Origin of the sequence: Streptomyces africanus, assembly GCF_030816955.1 — a bacterium.
Taxonomy (GTDB): domain Bacteria; phylum Actinomycetota; class Actinomycetes; order Streptomycetales; family Streptomycetaceae; genus Streptomyces; species Streptomyces africanus.
Genome location: NZ_JAUSYP010000001.1, coordinates 5,725,159 through 5,744,700, shown reverse-complemented (window position 1 = coordinate 5,744,700; position 19,542 = coordinate 5,725,159). Strand labels below are relative to the sequence as shown.

14 protein-coding genes are annotated in these 19,542 nt (G+C 70.0%); 3 read left to right on the top strand and 11 right to left on the bottom strand.

Annotation, left to right across the window (positions count from 1 at the left end; genetic code table 11):
* Nucleotides 1-40 precede the first annotated feature (40 nt).
* From QF034_RS26780 to QF034_RS26765, 4 genes are all read right to left on the bottom strand, one after another.
* Complete coding sequence (locus QF034_RS26780) at nucleotides 41-2,743, bottom strand: hypothetical protein (RefSeq protein ID WP_307177343.1); 2,703 nt, start codon at nucleotides 2,741-2,743, stop codon at nucleotides 41-43.
* Nucleotides 2,744-2,899: 156 nt separating this feature from the next.
* Complete coding sequence (locus QF034_RS26775) at nucleotides 2,900-3,310, bottom strand: DUF6113 family protein (RefSeq protein ID WP_307177342.1); 411 nt, start codon at nucleotides 3,308-3,310, stop codon at nucleotides 2,900-2,902.
* Nucleotides 3,307-4,167: an N-acetyl-1-D-myo-inositol-2-amino-2-deoxy-alpha-D-glucopyranoside deacetylase gene (gene mshB / locus QF034_RS26770; protein WP_307177341.1), complete on the bottom strand. Its 861-nt coding sequence runs from the start codon at nucleotides 4,165-4,167 to the stop codon at nucleotides 3,307-3,309. Before mshB ends, QF034_RS26775 begins: the two co-directional genes overlap by 4 nt.
* A 26-nt stretch (nucleotides 4,168-4,193) precedes the next feature.
* Entirely contained in the window at nucleotides 4,194-4,388 is a 195-nt protein-coding gene (locus QF034_RS26765) for a hypothetical protein (protein ID WP_030842840.1), read from the bottom strand.
* Between the two features lie 177 nt (nucleotides 4,389-4,565).
* On the opposite strand from QF034_RS26765, the gene QF034_RS26760 reads away from it, so the two are divergent.
* Nucleotides 4,566-6,689: a S9 family peptidase gene (locus QF034_RS26760; RefSeq protein ID WP_307177340.1), complete on the top strand. Its 2,124-nt coding sequence runs from the start codon at nucleotides 4,566-4,568 to the stop codon at nucleotides 6,687-6,689.
* Between the two features lie 419 nt (nucleotides 6,690-7,108).
* Here QF034_RS26760 and QF034_RS26755 read toward each other — a convergent pair whose 3' ends face one another.
* From QF034_RS26755 to QF034_RS26725, 7 genes are all read right to left on the bottom strand, one after another.
* Complete coding sequence (locus QF034_RS26755; RefSeq protein WP_307177339.1) at nucleotides 7,109-8,257, bottom strand: ABC transporter ATP-binding protein; 1,149 nt, start codon at nucleotides 8,255-8,257, stop codon at nucleotides 7,109-7,111.
* Nucleotides 8,250-9,308, bottom strand: a complete 1,059-nt coding sequence (locus tag QF034_RS26750; protein ID WP_307177338.1) for an ABC transporter ATP-binding protein — start codon at nucleotides 9,306-9,308, stop codon at nucleotides 8,250-8,252. The genes QF034_RS26755 and QF034_RS26750 overlap by 8 nt, the downstream gene beginning before the upstream one ends.
* Before the next feature lie 11 nt (nucleotides 9,309-9,319).
* Entirely contained in the window at nucleotides 9,320-10,288 is a 969-nt protein-coding gene (locus QF034_RS26745; protein WP_307177337.1) for an ABC transporter permease, read from the bottom strand.
* Nucleotides 10,281-11,207: an ABC transporter permease gene (locus QF034_RS26740; RefSeq protein ID WP_086561509.1), complete on the bottom strand. Its 927-nt coding sequence runs from the start codon at nucleotides 11,205-11,207 to the stop codon at nucleotides 10,281-10,283. Before QF034_RS26740 ends, QF034_RS26745 begins: the two co-directional genes overlap by 8 nt.
* Before the next feature lie 146 nt (nucleotides 11,208-11,353).
* A complete protein-coding gene (locus tag QF034_RS26735) occupies nucleotides 11,354-12,994 on the bottom strand; it encodes a peptide ABC transporter substrate-binding protein (protein ID WP_307177336.1) in 1,641 nt (546 codons plus the stop codon).
* Nucleotides 12,995-13,597: 603 nt separating this feature from the next.
* On the bottom strand, nucleotides 13,598-15,505 hold the full coding sequence (gene typA, locus QF034_RS26730) for a translational GTPase TypA (protein WP_307177335.1): 1,908 nt from the start codon (nucleotides 15,503-15,505) through the stop codon (nucleotides 13,598-13,600).
* Nucleotides 15,506-15,906: 401 nt separating this feature from the next.
* Nucleotides 15,907-18,060, bottom strand: coding sequence for an ABC transporter family substrate-binding protein (locus QF034_RS26725; RefSeq protein ID WP_307177334.1), 2,154 nt, complete (start codon nucleotides 18,058-18,060; stop codon nucleotides 15,907-15,909).
* Nucleotides 18,061-18,349: 289 nt separating this feature from the next.
* Here QF034_RS26725 and QF034_RS26720 point away from each other — a divergent pair, with 289 nt between their 5' ends.
* Together QF034_RS26720 and sdhC are read left to right on the top strand one after the other, a co-directional pair.
* Nucleotides 18,350-18,640, top strand: coding sequence for an Rv0250c family protein (locus QF034_RS26720; RefSeq protein ID WP_020277543.1), 291 nt, complete (start codon nucleotides 18,350-18,352; stop codon nucleotides 18,638-18,640).
* 54 nt (nucleotides 18,641-18,694) lie between these two features.
* Nucleotides 18,695-19,531 carry a succinate dehydrogenase subunit SdhC gene (gene sdhC / locus QF034_RS26715; RefSeq protein WP_307177333.1) on the top strand — a complete coding sequence of 279 codons (837 nt, stop codon included), beginning with the start codon at nucleotides 18,695-18,697 and terminating at the stop codon, nucleotides 19,529-19,531.
* Nucleotides 19,532-19,542 lie beyond the last annotated feature (11 nt).

Sequence of the window (19,542 nt, the reverse complement as noted above, 5' to 3'; positions counted from 1 at the left end):
CGGTGTGGGCAGGGGCTTCGTGCGGCCGGGCGGCCGGAGGTCAGTTCGGGGTGGTGTCGATGACCGCGGTGCGTTCCGCCGGCGTCTTGCCGCGCAGGGCCTTGCGCAGCGCGGTGACGACGTCCTGCGGCGTGACGTCGCGCTTGCCGCTCGCGCCCTCGATCTTCACGCCGTCGAACGTGGTGCCGTACGCCTCCTGGAGGGCCTTGAGGTTGTACGTGTCCACGAGCTTGCCGTCGACGGCCTTGAAGCTGAGGATCTTCGGCAGCGACAGCGCGCCGAACGGAATGCTGTGCGCCGCGTCGGTCTGCACAATGGCCTTGGCCGACATCGCGGGCTGCGCGAAGTCCTTCAGCACCCGGTCGACCTCGGCGTTCGAGACCGTCGGCTGCCGGGTGGTGGTCGGGAGGTTCACCGTGCCGGGGGTGCCGGTCTCCACCTGGGTGCGGTACGCCTCCTCGACCGCGGCGGTCGACTTGGCGACGTCGATGCCCTTGCCCGTCTTGCCGTACACGGGGACGGCCTTGCCGCCCTCGAACTTGATCGTGCCGTCGGTCGACGCGCCGGAGCCGCCCGCCGCGTCTTCCAGGGAGGCGTGCAGCTTCTCCTCGTCGACGGGCATGACGGGCTTGACGACGCGGTGGTTGCCGAAGAGCGAGCCGATCACGGAGACCGGGTTGTAGTCGCTCTTCGCCGCGGCGTCGGCCGTGGCGTCCATGTCGAACTGGAGTCCCGCCTTGTCCGGGTCGAGGGACACGGTCTTGCCGTCCACCGACAGCTTCAGCGGCTTGCCCACCCGGCCGTCGAAGGCGTCGTCGAGCTTCTTGACCGCGCCGTCGCGGGTGGTGCCGCCGATGTCCACGCCGAGCACGGTGGTGCCCTTGGGCACGTCGGTGCGGTTCATCAGCAGTCCGGCGCCGTACACGCCACCGGCCACGACCACCAGGCCGGCGGCGAGCAGCACGAGCTTGTTGCGCCCCTTCTTCTTCGGCGCCTTCGAGGAGCTCGCCGGGGGCGGGGAGATCGGCTCGGGCAGCTTCGGGGCCGTGTGGGGCACCGGGCCGTCACCGGGCGCGCCCGGACCGAACGACGAGGCCGCGCCGGGGGGTACGACCGGGATACCGCTGGTGACGGTGTGGCCGGAGACGTTGTCGTGCCGGGGGCCGTAGCCCGGACCGTCCGGCGGCTCGGGGGCCGGCTTCTGCGGGGTGAGGATGGCGGTGTCGTCGCTCATCCCGCCGCCGGGGCCGTGGCCCGCGGCGCCGTGGCCGGTGGGAGCGGCGGTGCCGGGGGCGCCGCCGGGGCTACCAGGACCTCCGGGAGCGCCAGGACCTCCGGGGGCGCCAGGGCGGCCGGGCTTGGCCGTACCGGCGGGTCCTCCGGGTCCGCCCGTGCCGGCGGGGCCGCCTATGGCTCCGGGGCCGGCAGGTGCGCCGGGGCCGCCCGGACGGCCGGGGTCGTTGAAGGCGCCGGGGGCGCCGGGGCCGCCGGGCGTGCCGGGGCGACCGGGTTCGCCGAAGCCGCCGGGGCCACCGGGCCTGCCGGGCTCATTGAAGCCGCCGGGGCCGCCCTGCTCGTCGAAGCCGCCAGGACCACCCGAGCGACCCGGCTCATTGAAGCCGCCAGGACCACCCGGGCGACCGGGCTCATTGAAGCCGCCGGGGCCGCCGGAGCGACCGGGCTCGTTGAAAGCGCCAGGTCCGCCGGGGCCGCTCTGTTCGAAGCCACCCTGCTCGTTGAAGCCGCCAGGGCCGCCGGCCGGTGGGGCCATCGGGCCGTCGCCGGTGACCGGACCGCCCGTCGGGCCGGCCGGGCCCTGCGGGCCGGGGCCGCCGGTGCCGCCCGCGTCGCCGTAGCCGTGGGGAGCGCCCTGGCCGCCCTGGCCGTTCGGGCCGAGGCGGTCGTTCGGGCCGAGGCGGTCGTTCTCCGAGAAGTACGGCAGGTCGTCGCGGCGCGTCTCGCCGCCGTCACTGCCCGGGGCCGGGCGGGCACCGTTGCCGAGCGGGCCCGCCGCCAGTGCCTCGGTGACGTCGAAGGAACCCGTGCCGCCGCCGTGCCCGGGCGCGACAGGGCCGCCGGTCGCCCCGCCGGGAAGCCCCGCACCGTTCGTGCCACCGGGCCGGGAGCCGCCCGGCCTGCTCATGGAACCGACCACGCCTCCGGGCCGCCCGGCACCGGAACCACTCGCACCGGAACCACCCGCGGCGGGGCCACCGGACCTGGTGTCAGCGGGACCACCCGCCGCCGGACCCGAACCGCCCGGCAGTCCGGCCCCGTTGGTCGAGCCGCCGCCCTGACCGGGCTTGCCCGAGCCGGACTTGCGGGGCGCGAACCAGTCACTGGTCGGCTTGTCCTCGCCGGACTGGCCCGACTGACCGGACTGGCCGGGCTCGGCGGAGGGCTCGACCGTGCCGGTGCCCCGGGACGTGGCGGCGCCCGGAGACGTCGCTTCGTTGCCCGCTCCCGCCCCGGAACCGGTCCTGGTGTCGCCGGAGCCCTCCGCGTCCGCGACGGGCTTGCGCACTACCACCGGCGGAATGGGCCGTGACCCGGGGATGTTGATCCGGATCCGGGTCGTCAGCGTGGTCTCGGTCTTGCGTTCCTCCGGCCGCGTGGCCGAACGGCCCGCTTCCGTACCGCCGTCGGAGACCGTCGGGGTCCCGTACGGCGGCGTACCCGACGGGTAGGCGGCTCCGCCGCGCCCGTTGGGCCCGGAGGACGGAGTGTCAGTTTCACGACTCAAGGCAGGTTCTCCCGGTTGGCTCCGCCGCCCGAAACAACCTCACGCGGGCGGCTCGGCGGCGCGCACCACCATACTGGCCACTTCTCACCCGTATCCCAGGACCGCTGGGGAAACTCACACCGGACCCCCACGGGTGCGTCCTGGCGAAGTGGTACGTCACTTGCCAAGTCGGACGGGGTCCCCGTCCGGTTGCCGCCCCGGGGCGAGGGTGGCGCAGATCACAGCCACAGCGATGCCGCCGAGCAGGAAGAGATAGGAGCCGCCGCCCGCCGCGAAGAGGAAGTCGCCCTCCGGGCGGCTGGCGGTGAGCAGGACGACGGAGAGCATCCATCCGGCGGCCGCCGCGACGCCCCCGGCCCGCCCGCGGGTGACCCGCGCGGCACCGAGGACGAGCCCGGCCTCACCGGCGAGGGCGAGCAGCAGCCCGCCCGGGAACCACGCGGGCTGCACCAGCGCCCCGGCCGCGCCGATCACGGCCCCGAGCAGACAGAACCCCACGTAGGCGGCGGCCCGTCCGGCGGAGGGCGGCCGCATCGGCTGGGCGAGCATCGGAGTCCGGTCGCTCATGGGGCCTCCTCGACACCGGCGAACAGGTCCGTCTCCCGCTCACCGGGGCCCCGCTCGCCCCGCACCAGCTCGTAGTACTCGGTCGCGAGGATGGGCTGGGCGAGTTCGTTGGACAGCGCGAAGTACGGCCCGGACACGCTGATCTGGGTGGCGTGGGCGCGCATCGCGGCGGCCTTGGCGGCGGCGTGCGCGGTGCCGTCGACCGCGGTGGTGATCCGCTCGTCGGCCACGACGCCCGGTACGTCGTCGACGTCGGCCGCCTTGGTGAAGGGGAGGCCGGGCAGGTCCTCCCGGAGCCGGGCGAAGGACTGCTCCACAACGGACCGGGGGGCCCGGTTCCAGTAGACCTTCGGGATCGGCCGGCCGGACTCGGCGGACAGCTCGACGGCCCGCATGGCGACGCGGTGGGCCTGGATGTGGTCGGGGTGGCCGTAGCCGCCGTTGTCGTCGTAGGTGACGAGGACCTGGGGGCGTACCTCTCGGATCACCTCGACGAGGTGGGCGGCGGCCTCGTCGACGTCGGCCTGCCAGAAGCAGCCGGGGTCGTCGTTGTCGGGCAGGCCCATCATTCCGGAGTCGCTGTAGCGTCCGGCGCCGCCGAGCAGGCGGAAGTCCCGGACGCCGAGCTCGGCCATGGCGGCCGTGAGCTCCAGGCGGCGATGCTGGCCCAGGGCGGGACCGCTCAGGTGCGCGAGCTCGGGCGGGATGACCTCGCCGCGTTCGCCGAGGGTGCAGGTGACCAGGGTGACGTGGGCACCCTCGGCCGCGTACCTGGCCATGGTCGCGCCGTTGTTGATCGACTCGTCGTCCGGGTGCGCGTGCACCAGCAGCAGACGCCGGTCGGGCAGTTCCGTCATGGACCCCAGCCTACGAGGTCCCGCGGTCAGAACTTGATGCTGCCGATCATGCCCGCGATGTTGGTCGTCAGCTCGTTGATCGTGGGAGCGACGGTCGAGGAGGCGAGGTAGAAGCCGAGCAGCATGCAGACGATCGCATGCCCGGCCTTCAGTCCCGACTTCTTGATCAACAGGAAGACGATGATCGCCAGCAGCACCACCGCCGAAATCGAGAGTGCCACGGCGGCTCACCTCCAAAGATCCACGAGGGCGCGGGGGGTCGGACTATGGGGGCATCAAATCCGTACAACAGCCAGCAGGTTCATACCCACTATGCGACATTGATCATAACTATCCGTCCGTGCGCATCGATCGGCGCACGGCCGCACAAGGGGGCGCATGGCCAATATGGTCAGGGCATGACGACCGAGCTTGACTCCTTCCCCCGACGGCACGCCCGTACCCAGCGCTTCACGCTCGGCGCGCCGCGTTCGTTCACTGTGGCGCCCGACGGTTCACGTGTCGTGTTCCTGCGCTCCGGTTCCGGTACGGACCGGGCGAACTCGCTGTGGGTCCTCGACACGGAGGACGGCGGGGAGCGCGTGGCCGCCGACCCGCGCGCCCTGCTGGGCGGCGCCTCGGAGGACCTCTCGCCCGAGGAGCGCGCCCGGCGTGAGCGCAGCCGGGAGGGCGGCGCCGGCATCGTCGGGTACGCCACCGACGCCGCCGTCGAGTTGGCCTCTTTCGCCTTGTCAGGGCGGCTTTTCGCGGCCGAGCTGCGGGCCGGGACGGCGCGTGAACTGCCCACGCCCGGGCCGGTGATCGACCCGCGTCCGTCGCCCGACGGGCGGTATGTCGCCTACGTCGCGCAGGGTGCGCTGCGTGTCGTGGGCGCGGAGGGGGACGGCGACCGGGCGCTCGCCGAGCCGGAGTCGGAAAATGTCTCATATGGACTGGCCGAGTTCATCGCGGCCGAGGAGATGGGGCGGTCGCGCGGTTTCTGGTGGGCGCCGGAGTCGGACCGGCTGCTCGTGGCACGCGCGGACGACACGCCGGTGGACCGGTGGTGGATCTCCGACCCGGCGCATCCGGAACGCGAGCCGCAGCGGGTTGCGTATCCGGCGGCGGGCACCGGCAACGCGGACGTACGGCTGTTCGTGATCGGTCTGGACGGGGTGCGCACGGAGGTCGCCTGGGACCGGGCGCGGTATCCGTATCTGGCGCGTGTGCACTGGTCAGCGGCGGGCGCGCCGCTGCTGCTCGTCCAGGCGCGCGACCAGCGCAGCCATCTGATTCTCGCGGTGGATCCGGAGTCGGGCGCGACCCGGATGGTGCACGCCGACGAAGATCGGATTTGGCTTGATCTTTTCCCCGGGGTGCCGTGCTGGAGTCCGGCCGGGCAGCTGGTACGGATCGCGGACGAGGGCGGTGTGCGGCTGCTGGCGGTCGGGGACCGGCCGCTCACGGGGGCGCAGCTGCATGTGCGGGCCGTGCTGGACGTCTCCGACGACGACGTGCTGCTCTCGGCGTCGGCGGGCGAGGAGGCCGCCGAGGCGGAGACCGGCCAGGTGCACGTGTATCGGGTGAACGAGCTGGGCGTGGAGCGGGTGTCGCGGGAGCCGGGCGTGCACTCGGCGGTGCGGGCCGGGGGCGTGACGGTTCTGGTCTCGGCGACGCCGGATCGGCCAGGTGTGCGGGTACAGGTCCTGCGCGACGGGAAACCGACGGTTGCTGTCCCCTCGTACGCCGAAGATCCTGGTATGTCCCCTCGCGTGACGCTCACCGAGGGGGGCGCACGCCGCATCCCGTGCGCCGTGCTTATGCCTCGGGACTACGCCGGTGACACCCCCCTGCCGGTGCTCATGGACCCGTACGGCGGGCCGCACGGGCAGCGGGTCCTCGCGGCCCACAACCCGCACCTCACCTCGCAGTGGTTCGCGGACCAGGGATTCGCGGTGGTCGTCGCGGACGGCCGGGGCACCCCGGGCCGCTCCCCCGCCTGGGAGAAGGGCATCCACCACGACTTCACGCTGTCCCTGGACGACCAGGTGGAGGCGCTGGAGGACCTCGCGAAGAGGTATCCGCTGGACCTGTCCCGGGTGGCGATCCGCGGCTGGTCCTTCGGCGGCTGGCTGGCGGGCCTCGCGGTGCTGCGCCGGCCGGACGTCTTCCACGCGGGGATCGCGGGCGCGCCGGTGACGGACTGGCGCCTGTACGACACGCACTACACGGAGCGCTACCTGGGGGACCCGGCCGAACAGCCGGACGCGTACGCGCGGAGCTCCCTCGTCACGGCGGACGGCCTGTCCTCCCCCGCCGAGCCGCACCGCCCCCTGATGATCGTGCACGGCCTCGCCGACGACAACGTGGTCGTCGCCCACGCCCTGCGCCTGTCCTCGGCCCTCCTGGCCGCCGGCCGCCCGCACGAGGTACTGCCCCTGTCCGGGGTCACCCACATCACCCCCCAGGAACAGGTCGCGGAGAACCTGCTCCTGCTCCAGGTCGACTTCCTGAAGCGGTCCCTGGGCATCACCGGCGCCTGAACATGACAACGGGCCGGGGCGACATGGCGCCCCGGCCCGTTTACGGCACCCGCACGGCCGTACGCTGTTCAGCCTGACGCGTCCGTATATCGGAATCGGGTCGGCGAAGTTGCCTGCGTGTTAACGCAGTTCGCGGGGGTTTGCGGGCACTTCGGCAGCGACCAGCTCGACCTCGAACCCGTCCGTGTCGGTGCTCGACGACGAGGTACGTCGGACCGAGCCGCCAACTGCGGCCGCGCTCCCACTCCTGATACGGGTCGTAGCCGAGGCGGCCGAGGAGCCGGCCCCATGCGCGGAGCGCCCGGGGAAGGTCGGGGACCCAGAGTTCGATGTAATGCAGCATTCCAGACCCTCGAAGACCGGTTCCCGGCGCCTTCGTGAGAAGGGCCGGGAACCGGTAGGGATGCCGTGCCGGGACGTCAGGCCGCGTGGACCACGTCCTTCTCCTCGGCGAAGTGGCAGGCCGACTCGTGGGCCGCCGGGGTGTCCTCGCCCTTGAAGCGCTCGGGGATGGCCAGGAGAGGGGTCTCCTGGGCGCACTTGTCCTGGGCCTTCCAGCAGCGGGTGCGGAAGCGGCAGCCCGAGGGCGGGTTGGCCGGGGACGGGACGTCGCCGGTGAGGATGATGCGTTCGCGGCCCTCGCGGGACTCCGGGTCGGGGACCGGGACCGCGGAGAGCAGGGCCTGCGTGTAGGGGTGGGTCGGGTGGTCGTAGATCTCCGTGTCCGTACCGATCTCGGCCATCTTGCCCAGGTACATCACACCCACCCGGTCCGAGATGTGCCGGACGATCGACAGGTCGTGCGCGATGAAGAGGTAGGACAGGTTGAACTCGTCCTGGAGCTTCTCCATCAGGTTGATGACCTGCGCCTGGACGGACACGTCCAGCGCGGAGACCGGCTCGTCGCAGATGATGATCTCGGGGTTGAGCGCCAGGCCGCGGGCGATGCCGATGCGCTGACGCTGACCGCCCGAGAACTGGTGCGGGTAGCGGTTGATGTACTCGGGGTTGAGGCCGACCACGTCCAGCAGGTCCTGGACCTTGCGGCGGCGGTCGCCCTTCGGCGCCACCTCGGGGTGGATCTCGAAGGTCTCCCCGATGATGTCGCCCACCGTCATACGGGGGTTGAGCGAGGTGTACGGGTCCTGGAACACCATCTGGATGTTCCGGCGGACCGCCTTCAGCGCACGCCCGGACAGCTTGGTGATGTCCTGGCCCTTGTAGAAGATCTCGCCCGCGGTCGCCTTCTCCAGCATCATCAGCAGCTTGGCGACCGTGGACTTGCCGCAGCCGGACTCGCCCACGATGCCGAGCGTCTCGCCCTGGTAGAGGTCGAAGGAGATCCCGTCCACGGCCTTGACCGCGCCGATCTGACGCTTGAACAGGATCCCCTGGGTCAGCGGGAAGTGCTTGACCAGGTTGCGGACCTGCAGGATGGGCTCACCGCGCTCGACCGGCGCCTCGATCGCCGCGACGGCCTCCTCGTCGGTGGCCGCGTCGACCGTCTCCACCTCGGTGACGTTGGGGGTGGCGTCCATGGACTCGTCCTTCTTCTCCAGCTCAGCCATGGATCGTCTCCTTCCAGAAGTGGCACGCGCTGCCGCGGCCGACCAGCTCGCCGCCGTCCCGCTCGGTGACCGGGTGCAGCGGCGGGACGTCCGTACGGCAGATGTCCTGCGCCTGCGGGCACCGTGGGTTGAAGGCGCAACCGGACGGGATACGCGTCAGGTTGGGCGGCAGGCCCTTGATCGCGTACAGTTCCTGGCCCTTCTGGTCCAGGCGCGGGATCGACTCCAGCAGACCCTTGGTGTAGGGGTGCGCGGGCCGCTTGTACAGCTCGTGCACCGGTGCGGTCTCCACGATCCGGCCCGCGTACATCACGGCGATCTTGTCCGCGACGTCGGCGACGACGCCGAGGTCGTGGGTGATCAGGATCAGGCCCATGTTGTACTCGCGCTGCAGGTCCGCGAGCAGGTCCATGACCTGGGCCTGGACCGTCACGTCGAGGGCCGTGGTCGGCTCGTCGGCGATGATCAGGTCCGGCTCCAGGGCGAGCGCCATCGCGATCATGATGCGCTGGCGCATACCGCCGGAGAACTGGTGCGGGTAGTCGCCGACGCGTTCCTTCGCGGCCGGGATCTTCACGCGGTCCATCAGCTCGATGGCCTTGGCCTTGGCGTCCTTCTTGCTCAGGCCCTGGTGGACGCGGAACATCTCGCCGAGCTGGTAGCCGACGGACAGCACGGGGTTCAGCGCCGACAGCGCGTCCTGGAAGATCATGGCGATCTTCCTGCCGCGGATCTTGCGCCGGGCGTCGCCCGACATGGTGAGCATGTCCTCGCCCCGGTACAGGATCTGGCCCTGCGGGATCCGCCCGGGCGGCATGTCGAGGATGCCCATGATCGCCTGCGCGGTCACGGACTTGCCGGAGCCGGACTCGCCGAGCACGGCGAGGGTCTCCCCGGAGTTCACGGTGTAGTTGACGCCGTTGACGGCCTTGGCCACACCGTCACGGGTGTGGAACTCGACGTGCAGATCGCGCACTTCGAGCAGGGGAACATCGCCCTCGGCCGCGCCTCGCGGCTCGGGCACGTTCCTGGTCTTGTCGATGGTGGTCACGTACGCCCTCCTCAGCGCAGCTTCGGGTCAAGGGCGTCGCGGACCGCGTCGCCGAGCATGATGAACGCGAAGACCGTGAGGCTGAGCATGCCCGCCGGGAACAGCAGCGTGTGCGGGTTGTCCCGGATCACCTTGCTGCCCTCGGAGATGTCGATGCCCCACGAGATCGTCGGGTCGCTGAGGCCGAGGCCGAGGAACGACAGCGTCGCCTCAGCCGAGATGTAACCGCCGAGGGCGATCGTGGCCACGACGATGGTCGGCGCGACGGCGTTCGGCATCACGTGGCGGAACAGGATCCGCGTGGTGCCGGCGCCCAGCGCCCGGGCCGCCGTCACGTAGTCGGCCTGCTTGGCCGTGATGACGGAGCTGCGCGTGACGCGGGCGATCGAGGTCCAGCCCAGGAAGGCCAGGGCCAGGATCACCACGTACACCTTGCGCTCGGTGAAGGCGTTCAGGACGACCATCGTGCCGAGCAGGAACGGCAGGCCGAAGAAGATGTCGACGATCCGGGAGATCACCGAGTCGATCCAGCCGCCGAAGTAGCCCGCCAGCATGCCGAGCAGACCGCCGATCAGCGTGACGGCCGCGGTGACGCACACGCCGACGAGGATCGAGGCGCGGGTGCCGTGGATGACGCGCGAGTAGATCGAACGGCCCTGCTGGTCGTAGCCGAACCAGTCGGGCTGGAAGAAGTGCCCCAGCTCCGGCTTGCCCAGGTAGTGGTGGACCAGGTCGCCGTCGCGCGGGTCGACGCTGGTGAACATGCCGGGGAACGCGGCGATCACCAGCAGCAGGACCAACAGCACCGAGGAGATCCAGAACATGGGCCGGTGCCGCAGGTCGTACCAGGCGTCCCCCCACAGGGAGCGGGGCTTCTCGCTCTTCTGCGCGCTCTGCTTGCCGGCCGTGTCGACGGCCGGCGGGGCCACGGCGTCCACGGTCGCGGCGTCGGTCGTCTGGGCCTTGGTCACGTCAGGCATACCGGATCCTCGGGTCCAGGACCGCGTACAGCAGGTCGATGAGCAGGTTGATCAGGAGGATGACGAGGACGAGCACCGTCACCACACCCGTGACCGTCGAGCCCTCGCTCGTCTGGATCGCCCTGTAGAGGAGGTTGCCGACACCCTGGATGTTGAAGATGCCCTCGGTGATGACCGCGCCGCCGATGAAGCCGCCGACGTCGGTGCCGACGAAGGTGACGACCGGGATCAGCGAATTGCGCAGCAGGTGGACACCGATGATGCGGCGCCGGGGCAGGCCCTTGGCGAGGGCGGTGCGCATGTAGTCGGCCCGCAGGTTCTCGGCGAACGTCGTCCGGGTCAGCCGGGCCACGTACGCCATGGACAGCATGGCCAGGACGAACGCCGGCAGGAACAACTGCGAGTAGTCCGTGGAGTCCTGGACGTTGGGCGGCAGCCAGCCGAGTTCGTCGGCGAAGATGAACCGGGCGATGAAGCCCAGGACGAACACCGGGATGGAGATCACCGTCAGGGTGAAGACCAGCACACCGGTGTCGGCGGCCTTGCCGGCCCGCAGACCGGCCCACGCGCCGAGGCCCACACCGATGATGATCTCGATGGTGATGGCCAGCAGCGTCAGGCGCAGGGTCACCGGGAAGGCGTCGGCCATCAGGTCGGCGACCGGGCGTCCGGCGAGGTTGCTGCCGAAGTCTCCCTTGAGGAGATTCAGCATGTAGTGGAAGTACTGCTCGAGGACGGGCTTGTCGAAGCCGTACTCGCGCTTGATCTGCGCGATCTGTGCGGGATCGGGAGCCTTGTCCCCGTAGATGGCCCGGACCGGGTCGCCCGGCAGGATGTGGACCATCAAGAAGATCAACAGAGTTGTCCCGATGAAGATCGGGATCATCTGGAGCAGTCGCCTGGCGGCGTAGCGCCCCATCTTGCGCCTCCATGCCGTGAGGGGGTCGGCGAGGCCTGCGCACTCATCTACCGCAGGTGAGGGGGTGAGGTGGAGGCCTGTGCCTACGGGCCGGTGCCGCCGCTCCCCTTTTCCGGGAGGGGCGGCACCGGCCTGCGGTCGTCTGGTTACTTCTGCTTGACCTGGATGGTGTCGAAGATCGGGTCACCGTCCTGGCCGTACTCGATCTTGCCCAGGATGTTCCGGGACTGACCGCTGTTGACCTTGTAGAACCAGAGCGGAATCGCCGGCATGTCCTTCGCGAGGAGCTGCTCCGCGTTCTGGTACAGCTTCACGGTCTCGTCGATCGAGCTGGCCTTGTCCGCGTCGGAACTCAGCTTGTCGAACTCCTTGTTGGAGTAACCGCTGGTGTTACCGGCCGACGTGGTGCCGTACAGGTCGCGCATGAAGTTCGAGTTGACCGGGTAGTCGAGCACCCAGCCACCGCGGTACATGGACTTGACCTCGTGGGCGTCACGGGCGTCGAGGTCGGCCTGGAAGGTCGGCTTCGGGTCGCCGGTGCACTCCACGCCGGTGGACTTGCGGATCGAGTTGCAGACCGCGTCGACCCAGGGCTTGTGGTCCTGGTCGGCGTTGTACTGGATCTGGATCTTGTTGCCCGGGACGCCGCCACCCTCCGTGATGAGCTTCTTGGCCTGGGCCGGGTCGAACTTGACGATGTCGCCGAGCGCGCCCTTCTTGTAGCCGAGGACACCCGGGGCGACGTAGGAGTCGGCCGGGGTGCGCGTGCCCTGGAGGACGGTCTTGGTGATGGTCTGGCGGTCGATCGCCATGGACAGACCCTGGATGACCTTGGGGTCGATGTCCTTGAACTGCTTGGTGTAGAACGCCGGAACGATCGACTGGACGGCCGAGTACGGCTGGTCGATCGCGCGGTCGCCGAGGTCCGTCTTGTAGCTGGCCAGCGCGGTGGTCGGGACCTGCTCGATCCAGTCCACGTTGTCGGAGCGCAGGTCCGAGTAGGCGGCGTCGGCGGTCGTGTAGTTCTTGAAGTCGATGCCGCCGTTCTTGGCGACGTTCGGGCCCTTGTAGTCCGCGAACTTGCGGACCTTGATGAGCTTGTTGTGCTCCCAGGAGACGAACTTGTACGGGCCGTTGCCGACCGGCTTCTCGCCGAACGCCTTCGGGTCCTTGAAGAAGGACTCGGGCAGCGGCGCCCACACGTCGTAGCCCAGCTTGTACGCGAAGTACGAGACCGGCTGCGTCAGCTTGATGGTGAAGGTGTTGTCGTCGACGACCTTCAGGCCCGACATCTTGTCGGACTTCGGGTCACCCTTCTCCGGGTGCACGTCCTCGAAGCCGACGATGTCGGCGAACCAGCTGGAGTTGGTCTGGTTGTTCTTGATGTTGGCCGACCAGTTCCAGGAGTCCACGTAGGACTTTGCGGTGACCGGGGTGCCGTCGTGGAACTTCCAGCCCGGCTTGAGCTTCACGGTCCACTCGGACGAGTCGTCGTTCGGCGTGACCGACTCGGCGTTGACGTACTCGAGCTTGCCGGTGCCGGGCTCGTAGTCGACCAGGCCGGCGAAGATCGTGCGCAGGACACGGCTGCCCTGGCTCTCCTTGGCGTTGGCCGGCTGGAGCGGGTTCTGGGGTTCGCTCAGCTGCGCAGTGACGATGCCGTTCGGGTCGGCCTTCCCCTTGTTCATGTCGTCGCCGGCACTGTCGTCGCCGCCGCCGCAGGCGGTGGCGGCCAGGGCGACGACTATCGCCCCCGCGACCCACTTGGCGCTCTTGGCACCGCGCATGGGTTCCTCCTATGAAGTCATTGGTTCACCGCAAAGGGAGCACAGACAGACCACCGCCACCGCCCGTCGCCGGTGCCGGAAATCGTCAGGTGCCCCCGCGCTCGTGAGTCGGCGCCGCCTCCAGCGAGTGACCCGTTCATCCGAGCTCTACGCGCCTAACTATCTGCCAAACGTCAGGACCGAACCACACTCTCGAGGTCTCGGTTCGATCACAGCTCGCGTATACATCTTCCAAAATCCGGACAAAGGGTTTGGTGAAAGATCCCTGCGAAACGGACTTGTTACACATCTATCGGTAGCGCGTGTCCGCATTCCGGACGCGAGAATGAGATAAACCGCTTGCGGCTACCGGGACTGCCGTGCAGGCTGCCAACCGTGGCTGTCGCTCGCTCAAGAGGCCATCGCCGCAAGGCCGTTGTACGGGCCTGTGCGCGGGCAGAGCGCGGCACTTCCGCAGCAGGGTAGTGCGAACAGGGCGCTCCGGACGGCCGTCCCGGGCAAATCGAGGGTTTTCCCTAACCCTTCCCTTCTCGTTCCCCCCGCTTTACTACGACACCGGGCACCCCGCGAGGCGGGGTGCCCGGTGTCGTCGAACGGCAGGCGTCAGCCGTGCTTGGCGCGGCTCGCGGCGCGGGCGCGCTCGCGGGCGTCCAGGTTCACCTTGCGGATGCGCACGGCCTCCGGGGTGACCTCGACGCACTCGTCGTCGCGGCAGAACTCCAGGGACTGCTCCAGCGACAGCTTGCGCGGCGGGACGATCGACTCGGTCACATCGGCCGTGGACGACCGCATGTTGGTGAGCTTCTTCTCCTTGGTGATGTTGACGTCCATGTCGTCGGCGCGGGAGTTCTCGCCGACGATCATGCCCTCGTACACCTCGGTGCCCGGCTCCACGAACAGCACGCCGCGCTCCTGGAGGTTGGTCATCGCGAAGGCGGTGACGGCACCGGCGCGGTCGGCGACCAGGGAGCCGTTGTTACGGGTCTGGAGCGTGCCGAACCAGGGCTCGAAGCCCTCGTGGATGGAGTGGCCGATGCCCGTGCCACGGGTCTGAGTCAGGAACTCGGTCCGGAAGCCGATGAGACCGCGCGAGGGCACGACGAACTCCATGCGGACCCAGCCGGAGCCGTGGTTGGACATGTTGTCCATGCGGCCCTTGCGGACGCCCATGAGCTGCGTGACCGCGCCCATGTGCTCCTCGGGCACGTCGATCGTCATGCGCTCGACCGGCTCGTAGACCTTGCCGTCGACCTCCTTGGTGACGACCTGCGGCTTGCCGATGGTCAGCTCGAAGCCCTCCCGGCGCATCGTCTCGACCAGGATGGCCAGCGCCAGCTCACCACGGCCCTGCACCTCCCAGGCGTCCGGCCGCTCGGTGTCCAGCACCCGGAGGCTGACGTTACCGATCAGCTCGCGGTCGAGGCGGTCCTTGACCTGACGGGCCGTGACCTTGCGGTCCTTGACGGCCGCCTTGTTGTCGGCTCCCTTGCCGGTGGCGCCACGGCCGACCAGCGGGGAGGTGTTGGTGCCGATGACCATGGAGATCGCGGGCTCGTCGACCGTGATCAGCGGCAGCGCGACCGGGTTCTCCGGGTCGGCCAGGGTCTCGCCGATCATGATGTCCGGGATACCGGCCACGGCGCAGATGTCACCGGGACCGGCCACCTCGGCCGGCTTGCGGGTGAGCGCCTCGGTCATCATCAGCTCGGAGATCCGCACGCTCTGGACGGACCCGTCGCGCTTCATCCACGCGACCGTCTGGCCCTTGCGCAGCTCGCCCTGCTCGACGCGGAGCAGCGCGATTCGGCCGAGGAAGTTGTCGGCGTCCAGGTTCGTGACGTGGGCCTGGAGCGGGGCGGACTCGTCGTAGCTCGGGGCCGGGATGTGCTCCAGGATGGTGGAGAAGAACGGCTCCAGGCTGGTGGAGTCGGCCGGGACCGTGCCGTTGTCCGGCTTGGTCAGCGAGGCGATGCCGTCGCGGCCGCAGGCGTAGACGATCGGGAACTCGATCTGCTCCTCGTCGGCGTCCAGGTCGAGGAAGAGGTCGTAGGTCTCGTTGACGACCTCGTCGATCCGGGCGTCCGGGCGGTCCGTCTTGTTGATGCAGAGGATGACGGGCAGCCGGGCCTGGAGCGCCTTGCGCAGCACGAAGCGGGTCTGCGGGAGCGGGCCCTCGGAGGCGTCCACGAGCAGGACGACACCGTCCACCATCGACAGACCGCGCTCCACCTCGCCGCCGAAGTCGGCGTGGCCGGGGGTGTCGATGATGTTGATGGTGATGACGTCCCCCCCGTCCTTCGGGTGGTACTTCACCGCCGTGTTCTTGGCCAGGATCGTGATGCCCTTCTCACGCTCCAGGTCGTTCGAGTCCATCATGCGGTCGTCGACCGAGTCGAGCTGGTGCGCGGCGAAGGCGCCGGCCTGCTTCAGCATGCCGTCGACGATGGTGGTCTTGCCGTGGTCGACGTGGGCGACGATGGCGACGTTGCGGATGTCGTGGCGCGTGGCCATAAGAAGGCGTACTCCCGGAGTGGTGAGGAATGCCCTGCGCGTACGTCGGTGGTGCGCGGGCCCTGCCGGGCTCAACATGCCACGGCCTCACCCCATGGTACGGGTCTGCGGGTGCGAGGGTGAGCCGGGATACGTCGGTGCAGGTCAGGCCCGGTTTCGAGCTACCCGGCGCCAGCGCCCGGGGGTGCTGGGGGTGTACACCCGCCGCATCGGGTTGTGCAGTGCGCCGCCGCCCCCGCCGAGTCGCTCCCGCTCAAAGACCCCGGTCAGCCGGTCTCTCGTGGTGACGTGGGACCAGGTGAAGGTGCCGCACGGACGCCCGGCGTCCGCACCATGATCACTGCTGATCTCATGGTGGGGACGCCGGGCGGGGGCGGCAAGGCGTTTGAGCGTTCCCGGAGCTACCGGGCGGGCGAGCCCTTCGCCGACGGACCCGAGGCCGGCTTCGCGCCCTTCTTCAGGAAGCCCATGTCCTCGTAGACCGGCGTGCCGAATCCGAACGCGCCGGTGTTCACGAGGTTCTTGCGGGCCGCGATGAGCTCGGGGCGCTGGAAGAGGGGGATGGAGCCGGCCGCCGCCCAGATGCGGGAGTCGGCCTTGCGGATCAGGGAGCGGGACTTGCCCTCGTCGAGGGTGGACACGGCCTCGTCGAAGAGCTGGTCGACCTGGTCGGTGCCGACGCGGGTGTAGTTCTGCTCGACGTTCAGGGAGCCGTCGGCGGCCGGGACCGGCTTGGCGTAGACGGGTCGGGCGTCCGTGGCGGGGAAGGCGGTGGCCGGCCAGGAGTAGAGGGCGAGGTCGTACTGGCCGGACGCGATGTGGTCCTTGAAGTAGGACTCGTCGGAGACCTTGGAGATGTCCGTGCCGATGCCGACGCGCTCCAGCATGCGGGAGATGCGGTCGGCGACCGTGCGCAGTGTCTGGGAGCCGGGCCCGGAGGGGAGCACGAAGCGGAGCGTGAGGGGCTTGCCGTTCTTGGCGAGCGGGGCGGTCTCGCGGTTCGCCGGGGCGGCGGTGCCCTTGGGGGCGTACGCGCCGGGGGCGCCGCCCCGGGCCGGGTGCTGGTAGTGCCTGCCGTCGTGGGCGAGGTGGTCGGCAGGGTCCTGCCCGCCGTGCGCCTTGTTGTCCTCGCCGGAGGTCTTCTCGCCCTCGGCGCCGGCCGCCTTCTCCTCTTCCTTCCGCTTCTTCTTCTGCTCCTTGAGGGGGCCGCCGCGCACCCACCCGGCGTCCGCGAGCAGGGCCTGGGCCTCCTTGGTGTCCTGGTCGCCGAGGGCACCGCTGTTGTCGGCGTAGTGGGCCTGGCCGGACAGGGCCAGGTGGCTGCCGACCGGGACGGCGGGCAGGCCCAGGGGCTTCAGGACCGCCTTGGCCAGTTCCTTGCGGTCCAGGGCGCGGGCGACGGCCCTGCGGACGCGCTCGTCGGCGAGCGGGCCCTCGGCGCCGTTCAGGGCGAGCTGGGTGAAGGCCGGCTCCAGGGACTTGCGCACCTCGAAGCCGCGCAGGGCCTGCTGCTGTCCGGCGTACCTGGCGGAGGCCTTGCGCAGCTTCTTGCGGGCGACGGTCTCCTCGTCGGCGGCGTCCTCGTCGGTGCCGTTGGCGACGGCCCAGGAGTGCAGGTCGTCCGCGGCGGACCGGTCGGCGCCGGGGCCCGTCAGGGGGCTGCTGGAGCTCTGGGGGCGTGCGGTGACGGTGATGCGGCGGGCCGCGGCGGGGTCGATCTCGGCCACGTCGAGGGTGCCGGCGGCCAGCTCGGCGACCCGCTTGTCGCGCGGCACGGTGCGCAGCACGATCTCCGAGAGCTTGGCGGGCTTGCTCCACCAGCGCGGGTTGCGGGTGAGGGTGATCTCGTCGTCCTCGCGGTCGACCTTCTTCACCGTGAAGGGACCGGCGGTGACCTTGAGCTTCCTGCGGGCCCCGTCGTTGAAGGAGTCCGGGGTGCCCATGACGTCCTTGGGGTACAGCGGCGAGAACAGCGACCGCCAGTCGGCGTAGGGGCGGCTGAAGGTGACCCTGACCTCCAGGGCGTTGTCGCCGCGCTCGATCTTCTGGATGCGGTCGTAGCCGGCGTTGCGGGCGGTCCAGTAGGCGGTGTTCTTGCCGGACAGGGCGCGCCACTGGGCGGCGAAGTCGGCGGCGCCGATCTCCCGGCCGTCGCTCCAGACGGCCTGCTGGTTCAGCTTGTACAGGACGACTTGCTTGGGCTCGGTCTCGACGACCTCGGCGGATTCCAGGTAGGCGGGGTTGCGCTCGGGACGGCCGTCGGCGTTCATCCGGAACATCGACGGCAGGACGGCCTGGGCGACGCGCAGGGTGGTGGTGTCGGCGTCCGACTGGAAGGTGTTCAGGGTGTCGGGCACGGAGTCGACGGCCCAGCGCAGGGTGCCGCCGTCCGCGATCCGGTCGCGGCCCGCCGGCTGGATGTCCGGGGCGGCGAGCGGTTTGCCCGCCGGGTCCTCGGAGCCGCATCCGGTGAGCGCGGGCACCGCGAGCACACCCGCGGTGAGGAAGGCGACCGAGCGCGTGACCGCACGCGGGCCGACGCCGTGCTGGGACATCTGTGCTACCTCCGGGAAGCCGCGGGCGTTATGATCACTTTTGGCGGTATTTGGCGTTCATCTGATGTATGCCGCCACTGAAGAGGAAAGGGTTCGGCAACACAGGGCGACACGACGGTCACGGGCGGGAAGTCACCCGTGCGGCGCAACGCACCGCAGGGTGCACCCACACGCCTCGGCCAATCGATGCACATCCCTTCACAGCACAAGGTGTGACGCGCAACACTCGCAGGCGCATGAGCATTGCCGCCTTGGGCCTTGAAGGACCCGCGGGAAGTGAGGGCAAGTCATGTCCGTTCACGACGAACTGACGTCAGTCCAGCGCAGTCTCGACGAGCTGTTCCGGTCGCTGGGACGCCTGGAGAAGCAGCTCGGCACCGGCGGCCTGGAGATGCGCCGCGTCCGAGCCGACGCCAACCATCTGCGCGAGAGCGTCGCCCTGCTGCGCGACGCCGCCGCCACACCGGCCGCACCGAAGCGCCCCGACCTCGTCACCATCTCGGACGCGCCGTACGACCCCTCGCTGTGGGTCGACTCGGACGACGAGGGACTCGGCGCCCGGGACCGGCGCGCCCCCTGACCGGGAGGGCGTCGAGCGACCGGCACCTCCCCCGAACCCGACCGGAGTCGTCACGTGGCCACTGGTACGGAACCTCCCGCCACAGAACCCCATCCCCGAAGAGGCGGCGTACGGGCGGGTACGCGCGCCGCGATCGCCGCCCCGCACCTGCGCACCGACCGCTGGTGGCTGGCCCCGGCCGGCACGGTCGCGGGCCTGCTGGCCTTCATCGTCTACTCGACGTGGCGGGCCTTCGCCGACGCCGACTACTACGCGGCGCCGTACGTCTCGCCCTTCTACTCGCCGTGCCTGGCGGAGCGCTGCGAGCCGATGAGGGCCGGCCCGAACTGGGAGATCTTCGGCAGCTGGTGGGGAATCTCCCCCGCGATCATCATCCTGATCTTCCCGCTCGGCTTCCGGCTGACCTGCTACTACTACCGCAAGGCCTACTACCGGGGCTTCTGGGCGTCCCCGCCGGCCTGCGCGGTGGCCGAGCCGCACCAGAAGTACACGGGTGAGACCCGCTTCCCGCTGGTGCTGCAGAACATCCACCGGTACTTCTTCTACGCCGCGATCGTCGTCGCGGGGATCCTCACCTACGACACCGTGCTCGCCTTCCGCGACGAGCACTACGCGTGGGGCCACATGGGCCTCGGCACGCTCGTGTTCCTGGTCAACATCGTGCTGATCTGGGCGTACACGATCTCCTGCCACTCGTGCCGGCACATCGTCGGCGGCAAGCTCAAGCACTTCTCCAAGCATCCCGTGCGCTACCGGATGTGGCAGTGGGCGGGCCGGCTCAACGCCCGGCACATGCAGCTCGCCTGGGCGTCGCTGGTGACCGTGGCGCTCGCCGACTTCTACGTCTACCTGGTCGCGTCCGGTGCCTTCGACGATCCGCGGTTCTTCTGATGAGGGGTGCG

Bases quoted from the DNA above. Each gene is read 5' to 3' on its own strand.
- QF034_RS26775 (WP_307177342.1), bottom strand. From the start codon at position 3,310: ATGAGCGACCGGACTCCGATGCTCGCCCAGCCGATGCGGCCGCCCTCC.
- mshB (WP_307177341.1), bottom strand. From the start codon at position 4,167: ATGACGGAACTGCCCGACCGGCGTCTGCTGCTGGTGCACGCGCACCCG.
- QF034_RS26760 (WP_307177340.1), top strand. From the start codon at position 4,566: ATGACGACCGAGCTTGACTCCTTCCCCCGACGGCACGCCCGTACCCAG.
- QF034_RS26755 (WP_307177339.1), bottom strand. From the start codon at position 8,257: ATGGCTGAGCTGGAGAAGAAGGACGAGTCCATGGACGCCACCCCCAAC.
- QF034_RS26745 (WP_307177337.1), bottom strand. From the start codon at position 10,288: ATGCCTGACGTGACCAAGGCCCAGACGACCGACGCCGCGACCGTGGAC.
- QF034_RS26740 (WP_086561509.1), bottom strand. From the start codon at position 11,207: ATGGGGCGCTACGCCGCCAGGCGACTGCTCCAGATGATCCCGATCTTC.
- QF034_RS26735 (WP_307177336.1), bottom strand. From the start codon at position 12,994: ATGCGCGGTGCCAAGAGCGCCAAGTGGGTCGCGGGGGCGATAGTCGTC.
- typA (WP_307177335.1), bottom strand. From the start codon at position 15,505: ATGGCCACGCGCCACGACATCCGCAACGTCGCCATCGTCGCCCACGTC.
- QF034_RS26725 (WP_307177334.1), bottom strand. From the start codon at position 18,060: ATGTCCCAGCACGGCGTCGGCCCGCGTGCGGTCACGCGCTCGGTCGCC.
- QF034_RS26720 (WP_020277543.1), top strand. From the start codon at position 18,350: ATGTCCGTTCACGACGAACTGACGTCAGTCCAGCGCAGTCTCGACGAG.